Origin of the sequence: Streptomyces sp. BJ20 (genome assembly GCF_022869105.1) — a bacterium.
GTDB lineage: Bacteria > Actinomycetota > Actinomycetes > Streptomycetales > Streptomycetaceae > Streptomyces > Streptomyces griseoincarnatus.
The window spans coordinates 3,835,005-3,841,867 of record NZ_CP094918.1 but is presented as its reverse complement, the minus strand read 5'-3'; the positions used below and the strand labels follow the sequence as shown (position 1 = coordinate 3,841,867).

Here is a 6,863-nt window from a genome sequence, read left to right as displayed (position 1 = left end):
CCGGCTCCTGGCCGGACGCAATCGGCGCAGCGCCCGCACCCGCGGGCCACCAGCGCCGCCCCCGGAACCTCGGCGGGGGCGTCCCCGCCACCTGTGTGCGGAAGCCCGGACCATGCATCACCATGCGTCCGGAGCCGACGCGCCCGGTCCACCCGGGCGCGCCGAACGCCAGGAGCGTCCTACGCGGCACCGTCCAGGACCTGGCGCAGGCGGAGCGCGAACTCGTCCGGCTTCCCCGGTTGTCCGAACTCCCCACCGCAGAAGCCGCCATGATGGCTCGGGAACACGACCACCTTCTGCCCGAGAAGCTCGGCTGCCGCGGCGGAGGTGCGTGCCGTCAGCAGGTCCTCGGACTCCTCGCCCACCGCGATGACCACGCGGGTCGGCGCGGCGGTGATCGCGTCGGCGTCCGGCCGGTAACCGCTGACCGCCCACGACCGGTCGGACAGCAGGGGGTCGTCGCGCGAGCCGTCGTCCTCGGTGGGCATCCCGAACGCGGCGGGGTCTGCCGCGGGCTGTGCGAAGTACGCGTCGGTGAACTCGCCCGCCCATGAGGTCATGGCCACGAACGCGGCCATGCCGGCCCCCCACCCCCGCTTCTCGTACGCTTCCCGGACCCCGGCCCGCGCCCGCACGGCTGCGGGGCCGTCCGGTGTCAGGGTGATGAGAGGCGGCTCGTGCGCCACCAGCGTGGTCACGTCCGAGGGGTACTTCTCGACCACCGCGAGCGCGGTGACCGCTCCGCCGCTGCTGGCGAACATCTCGACGGGCCCGGCCCCGAGCGCCTCGATGACGGCGTGCACGTCGTCGGCCTGGGTCCGCGGTGCGTGGTCGGTCCGTCCGTCCTTGCGGACGCTGCGGCCGAGGCCGCGCGGGTCGTAGGTGACGACGGTCCGCTCGGGGAAGCGCGAGGCGAGCGTGGCGAAGCCGGAAGCGTCCATGGGCTGCCCGATCATCAGCAAGGGCGGTCGTCCGTCACTGGTCGGCAGCGGCCCCCGCACGTCGTAGACGAGGTCCGCGCCGGCTGTCTCGAGAGTGTGGGTCTTCATGCCCTTCCAGACCGACCCCGCCGCGGAAACTCATCGGTGCGGCTTGCGTCGGGCGGCGTCACCGGTGGTGCGGCGTCACCGACGTGGCGTCCGGCGCCTCCGCCTCTTCACCAGGGCCGTCTCCGTCCGGCGCGGGTCCGGGTGCGCTGTCGCGCTCGCCGTCGGTCATGGCACGGCTCCGGGTCGGGCAGTTCCGCCGTACCGCGTGTGCGGCCGGCGCGGGCGCCAGGGCGTCTGGAACGCCGCCCTCCGGAGCAGGGGACGGCCCTGACGACACGACGTGGGCGCTGTGGGGCGGACGGTCCTGACGAGTGACGGTCGGGTCGGCGAGACGGAGGCGGTCCGCGTGACGGGCCGAGCCGCGAACCCGTTCACTCCGGTGCGCACGGCGCGCAGGGCACGCCCTTGAGCACTCCATCAATACTCTGTGCGCCCTTTCCGGTGCGAAGAGTGACGGAAATGATGAGCGCACCACACAGGAACCAGGCGATCCACGGCCCTCGCTCAGCGACCGGGCGGGTCGTGGCGAAGGAGGCCAGGTGTTGCTTCTCATCTCCCCGGACGGTGTCGAGGAAGTGCTCGACTGCGCCAAGGCGGCGCGACACCTCGACATCGTCGACGTCAAGAAGCCCGACGAGGGCTCTCTCGGCGCGAACTTCCCGTGGGTCATCCGGGAGATACGCGAAGCGGTCCCGGCGGACAAGCCGGTGTCCGCGACCGTGGGAGATGTCCCCTACAAGCCCGGCACGGTGGCCCAGGCCGCTCTCGGCGCGGTCGTCTCCGGAGCCACGTACATCAAGGTCGGTCTCTACGGATGCACGACCCCTGACCAGGGCATCGACGTCATGCGCGCCGTCGTCCGGGCGGTGAAGGAGCACAACCCGGACGCACTCGTCGTCGCCTCGGGCTATGCCGACGCCCACCGGATCGGCTGCGTCAACCCGCTCGCGGTGCCCGACATCGCGGCCCGCTCCGGCGCCGACGCGGCCATGCTGGACACAGCCGTGAAGGACGGGACGCGGTTGTTCGACCATGTTCCGCCCGACGTCTGTGCCGAGTTCGTCCGGCTGGCCCACGCGTCCGGCCGGCTCGCGGCCCTCGCGGGCAGCGTCCGGCAGGACGACCTCGGGGAGCTCACCCGCATCGGTACGGACATCGTCGGCGTCCGGGGAGCGGTCTGCGAGGGCGGCGACCGCAACGCCGGGAGGATCCAGCCACATCTGGTGGCCGCCTTCCGCGCGGAGATGGACCGGCACGACCGGGAGCGCACCGCCGGCCTTCCCGCGGCGCGCTGACCGCCGCCGTGCCGACCACCGAGCCCGAGCGCGTGCCCGGCCCCGCGGCGGCCCGCTTCCCGGTCGTCGACCCGGCCACCGGGGAAGCATTCGACGAGGCGCCCGACCAGCAGCCGGACGAGCTGGACACCGTGATCGACCGGGCGCAGCGGGCCTGGAGCGGCTGGCGGACCGACCCCGCCGCACGCACCACCGCGCTGCGCACGGCGGCCGACGCGGTGGAGGCGGCCGGCGAGGACCTCGCCCGGTCGCTCACCCGGGAACAGGGCAAGCCCCTGGCCGAGTCGTACGCGGAGGTCGCCCGTACGGCGGCCCGTCTGCGCTACTTCGCGGACCTCGCTCCCCGGACCCGGCCGATCGACGACGGCCGGCCGGTGCGCAGCGAGATCCGGTGGCGGTCGCTCGGACCCGTCGCCGCGATCGTGCCGTGGAACTTCCCTCTGCAGCTCGCGGCGGCGAAGTTCGCGCCCGCTCTGGCCGCCGGCAACACCGTCGTCCTCAAACCCTCTCCGTTCACCCCGCTGGCCACCCGGATGCTGGAGTCCGTCCTCACCGCAGTCCTGCCCGAGGACGTCCTGACCGTCGTCACCGGCCGCGAACCTCTCGGTGCCCGTCTCGTGTCCCACCCGGGAATCCGCCATGTCACCTTCACCGGATCGGTGTCCACCGGGCGGGCGGTCGCCCGGGCGGCGGCGGCCTCGCTCGCCCGGGTGACGCTGGAGCTGGGCGGCAACGACGCGGCCGTCCTGCTCGACGACGTCGACGTGGAGGGGATCGCCGACCGGCTGTTCTGGGCGGCGTTCCGCAACTGCGGACAGGTCTGCATGGCGGTCAAACGCCTCTACGTCCCCGCCCGGCTGCACGCCGACGTCGTCGAAACCCTCGCCCAGCGGGCGAGGACCGTCGCCGTCGGGCCCGGCCTGGACCCCACGACCGAGCTGGGCCCGGTCAACAACGCCCCGCAGTTGGCCCGCGTCGAGGAACTCATCCGGCAGGCACTGGCGGACGGCGCGCGGGCCGCGGCGGGCGGCCACCGGCTGGACGGGCCGGGTTACTTCTTCGCTCCCACCGTCCTCGTCGACGTGCCGCCCGACAGCCCGGTGGTGACCCGGGAACAGTTCGGACCGGTGCTGCCGGTGCTGCCGTACCGGAGTCTCGACGAAGCCGTCGAGGCGGCCAACGGCACCGGGTTCGGTCTGGGCGGCTCCGTGTGGGGCACCGATCTCGACCGCGCCGAGGCGGTGGCCGAGCGGCTCGACTGCGGTACCGCCTGGGTCAACCACCACGCGGAACTGTCCCTGGCCCAGCCCTTCGCGGGCGTCAAGGACAGCGGCGTCGGTGTCGCGGGCGGGCCGTGGGGGTTGTACGGCAACCTCCAGCCGTTCGTCCTCCACCGCCCGTCGGAGGCGTGACACATGAGATTCCAGGCAGCCGTACTGCGCTCGTACGACGCCCCGTTCACGATGGAGGAGGTGGTTCTGAGGACCGAGCCGGCCGTCGGCGACATTCTGGTCGAGATCGCGGGCACCGGAATGTGCCGGACCGATCTCGCGGTCCGGCGATCGGCCGGCCGGAGCCCGGTGCCCGCCGTCCTCGGCCACGAGGGCGCCGGGGTCGTGGTGCGCACGGGAGGCGGCACGGACAACGGGATCGGCGTCGGTGACCACGTCGTGCTCAGCTTCGACTCCTGCGGGCACTGCCCCACCTGCCGCGGCGCGGCCCCCGCCTACTGCGACTCCTTCGCCTCCCTCAACCTCTTCGGGGGACGCGAGGAGGAGCCGCCCCGGCTCACCGACGCGTCCGGTGACGCGCTGGCACCCCGCTGGTTCGGGCAGTCCTCGTTCGCCGAATACGCCCTCGTCTCCGCTCGCAACGCCGTACGGGTCGATCCCGCACTGCCGCTCGAACTGCTCGGTCCCCTCGGCTGCGGCTCCCTCACCGGTGCCGGAGCCGTGCTGAACACCTTCGGCGCCGGCCCCGGCGACACGCTCGTCGTCCTCGGCGCGGGTGCCGTCGGCCTGACCGCGGTCATGGCGGCGACTGCCGCGGGGGCGCCGACCGTGGCAGTCGACCGGCATCCCGAGAGGCTCGCTGCTGCCGAGCGGTTCGGCGCGATCCCACTGCCCGCCGCCTCGTCCGACCTGCCCGGGCGGATCCGGCGGCTGACCGACGGCGGCGCCCGCTACGCGCTGGACACCACCGCCTCACCCCCGCTCATCAACCAGGCGCTCCACGCGCTGCGTCCCACCGGCACCCTCGGCCTGGTGGCGCGCCTCCACGGTCCGCTCACCCTCGAACCGGGCGCCCTCGACCGCGGGCGCAGCGTGCGCCACATCTGCGAAGGGGACGCCGTGCCCGCGCTGTTGATCCCCCGGCTCATCGGACTGTGGCGGGCCGGACGCTTCCCTTTCGAGCAGTTGATCCGCACCTACCCCCTGTCCGACATCAACGAGGCCGAACGTGACTGCGACGCGGGCCGTGCGGTCAAACCCGTCCTGCTCCCGGACAGGGCGAGCCGATGACCTATGACCTACGACCGAGGCACCGGGCGCCCGCCCAGCCCGGCCCATGACATCCCGCAGCTCCCACTCCCGCCGACGGAGGCAGCATGGCAGGCACGACACCCCGGCACACGGACGCGGAAGGCGTGGACGGAGGAGTGGGCCTGACCGCCCTCCTGGTCGCCGCCTCACGGGCGATCGAAACCCACCGCCACGACAGTCTGGCCCAGGACGCCTACGCCGAGCACTTCGTGCGCGCGGCCCCGGCCTGCGCGCACTGGCCGGTGCGCATCGAGGAGGTTCCGGACGGGGACGACAACCCGCTGTGGGGGAGGTTCGCCCGCTACTTCGGCCTGCGGACGAGGGTGCTCGACGACTTCGTCCTCCGGTCGGCCGGTGCGGGCGCCCGCCAAGTGGTGCTGCTGGGGGCGGGGTTGGACACGCGCGCGTTCCGCCTGGACCTTCCGTCCGACTGCGTCGTCTTCGAGATCGACAGGCCGGGCGTGCTGGCGTTCAAGGAACAGGTGCTCACGGGCCTGTCGGCCGCTCCCGAGGTGAAGCGCGTCCCCGTGCCGGTCGACCTGCGTGAGGACTGGGCCGGCGCGCTCGGCGCCGTAGGTTTCGACCCCGCCGCACCCAGCGTCTGGCTGGCCGAGGGACTCCTCTTCTACTTGCCGGGTCCCGCCGAGACGTACCTCGTCGACACGGTGGACCGGCTGACCGCCGCCGGCAGTGCTCTGGCCTTCGAGGCCAAGCTGGAGAAGGATCTCCTGGCGTACCGTGACAGCCCGATCTACACGGCGACGCGCCTGCTGATCGGCATCGACCTGCTCGACCTCTTCGACAAGGGACCACGTCCCGACTCCGCGGGCGCCCTGACGGCCAGGGGCTGGTCCACGTCGATGCACACCCCCTTCGAGTTCACCAGGGAGCACGGGCGCGGTCCCCTCCCCGAGGCCAACGACGCGCTGGAGGGGAACCGCTGGGTGTTCGCGCGCAAGCCGGCGCCCTGACGCCCGGTACCGGCGAAGCGGACGTCCGGCCAGGGGCCGTACCGGCCGTGTGCGCTACGGCCCCTGGCGAGCCGGGTCAGACGGCGTGGGCCGTCACCAGCCGGTCGCCGGGGATCCCGGCCTTGTCCGGCGCGTAGTAGTCCTTGATGCCGGCGGCCCACGTGGCCACGGTGATGCGGTCGTCGGCGTCCGGACCGAAGGCGTCGAAGAGGGCGTGGATGTTCGCCTCCTCGAAGCCGATCGCCCTCATCAGCGACACGAACAGGGGGCGCTCGATCAGGCCGTCCCCGTCGGGGTCGCCGAGTGCGGAGAGGGCCTCGGCGAACTCGGCGACCGTGGGGCCGAAACGCTCGGGGTCCAGCACGAAGGGACGGAACTCCTCCACGGAGATGACACCGTCGCCGTTGGCGTCCAGTTCCGTGGCCAGCGTCGTCCAGTAGCGGCGGAACGCGGCTTCGATGGCGTCCTTGGCCCCGTCGTCCGAGGCGGCCGCCGCTTCCAGAACGCGGCCTGTCATCAGGTCGAAGTCGCCGGAGTCGAGGACTCCGTTGCCGTTGGCGTCGAAGAGGGAGAAGACCAGCTCGACCCGCTTGGCGGCCTCATCTCGCATGTGCGTCACCTGTCTTCCGCGACCCGACGATTTCGGGCCTGCATCCGTGCCCCATGGAACCGCCGGAAGGAGTTCCGGGGGTCTTGATCTTCGCTTTTGGTGCCGGGGCAACCGCTGAATGAGCGGGTGCGACACGTTCGATGCCACGCGTGTGAAGGCCAGGGTGTTCCGACCGATCCCGTTGATCGGCTCATACGACATGACGCTTCGGCGCGGAGGGAGGCAGTCGACGTCCCGGTGGATGGCCCCCCCATCTGCCTGCCGCAGGGACGGCTCCTGCCCCCTGTGCCGGTGCCACGTCGGATCTGCTGCAGCGCCTGTGCAGCGTTCACCCGGTTGGCCTGCCGTGATGGCGGTGGTCGCACGGTCCCGCGACGGTGAGTGTGGGCTTCGCC

Annotated in this window: 6 protein-coding genes; 4 read left to right on the top strand and 2 right to left on the bottom strand. The window is 72.7% G+C overall.

The window, feature by feature from the left end:
- Nucleotides 1-179 precede the first annotated feature (179 nt).
- Nucleotides 180-1,049 (bottom strand): alpha/beta hydrolase, encoded by an 870-nt coding sequence (locus tag MTR79_RS17190; RefSeq protein WP_244791096.1) that lies wholly within the window; start codon nt 1,047-1,049, stop codon nt 180-182.
- Nucleotides 1,050-1,588: 539 nt separating this feature from the next.
- Between MTR79_RS17190 and MTR79_RS17185 the strand changes: the two genes are divergently transcribed.
- From MTR79_RS17185 to MTR79_RS17170, 4 genes are all read left to right on the top strand, one after another.
- The gene (locus tag MTR79_RS17185; protein WP_244791094.1) at nt 1,589-2,344 is read left to right on the top strand and encodes a (5-formylfuran-3-yl)methyl phosphate synthase; all 756 of its coding nucleotides are present in this window, start codon (nt 1,589-1,591) and stop codon (nt 2,342-2,344) included.
- A gap of 8 nt (nt 2,345-2,352) precedes the next feature.
- Nucleotides 2,353-3,756, top strand: a complete 1,404-nt coding sequence (locus MTR79_RS17180) for an aldehyde dehydrogenase family protein (protein WP_244791092.1) — start codon at nt 2,353-2,355, stop codon at nt 3,754-3,756.
- A gap of 3 nt (nt 3,757-3,759) precedes the next feature.
- Nucleotides 3,760-4,866, top strand: coding sequence for an NAD(P)-dependent alcohol dehydrogenase (locus tag MTR79_RS17175; RefSeq protein WP_244791090.1), 1,107 nt, complete (start codon nt 3,760-3,762; stop codon nt 4,864-4,866).
- Nucleotides 4,867-4,952: 86 nt separating this feature from the next.
- Entirely contained in the window at nt 4,953-5,858 is a 906-nt protein-coding gene (locus MTR79_RS17170; RefSeq protein WP_189364842.1) for a class I SAM-dependent methyltransferase, read from the top strand.
- A 76-nt stretch (nt 5,859-5,934) separates the two neighbouring features.
- Here MTR79_RS17170 and MTR79_RS17165 read toward each other — a convergent pair whose 3' ends face one another.
- Nucleotides 5,935-6,468, bottom strand: coding sequence for an EF-hand domain-containing protein (locus MTR79_RS17165; protein ID WP_048460444.1), 534 nt, complete (start codon nt 6,466-6,468; stop codon nt 5,935-5,937).
- Nucleotides 6,469-6,863: the final 395 nt, after the last annotated feature.

Coding starts and splice junctions, on each gene's coding strand:
- MTR79_RS17190 (WP_244791096.1), bottom strand. CDS start 1,049: ATGAAGACCCACACTCTCGAGACAGCCGGCGCGGACCTCGTCTACGAC.
- MTR79_RS17175 (WP_244791090.1), top strand. CDS start 3,760: ATGAGATTCCAGGCAGCCGTACTGCGCTCGTACGACGCCCCGTTCACG.
- MTR79_RS17170 (WP_189364842.1), top strand. CDS start 4,953: ATGGCAGGCACGACACCCCGGCACACGGACGCGGAAGGCGTGGACGGA.
- MTR79_RS17165 (WP_048460444.1), bottom strand. CDS start 6,468: ATGCGAGATGAGGCCGCCAAGCGGGTCGAGCTGGTCTTCTCCCTCTTC.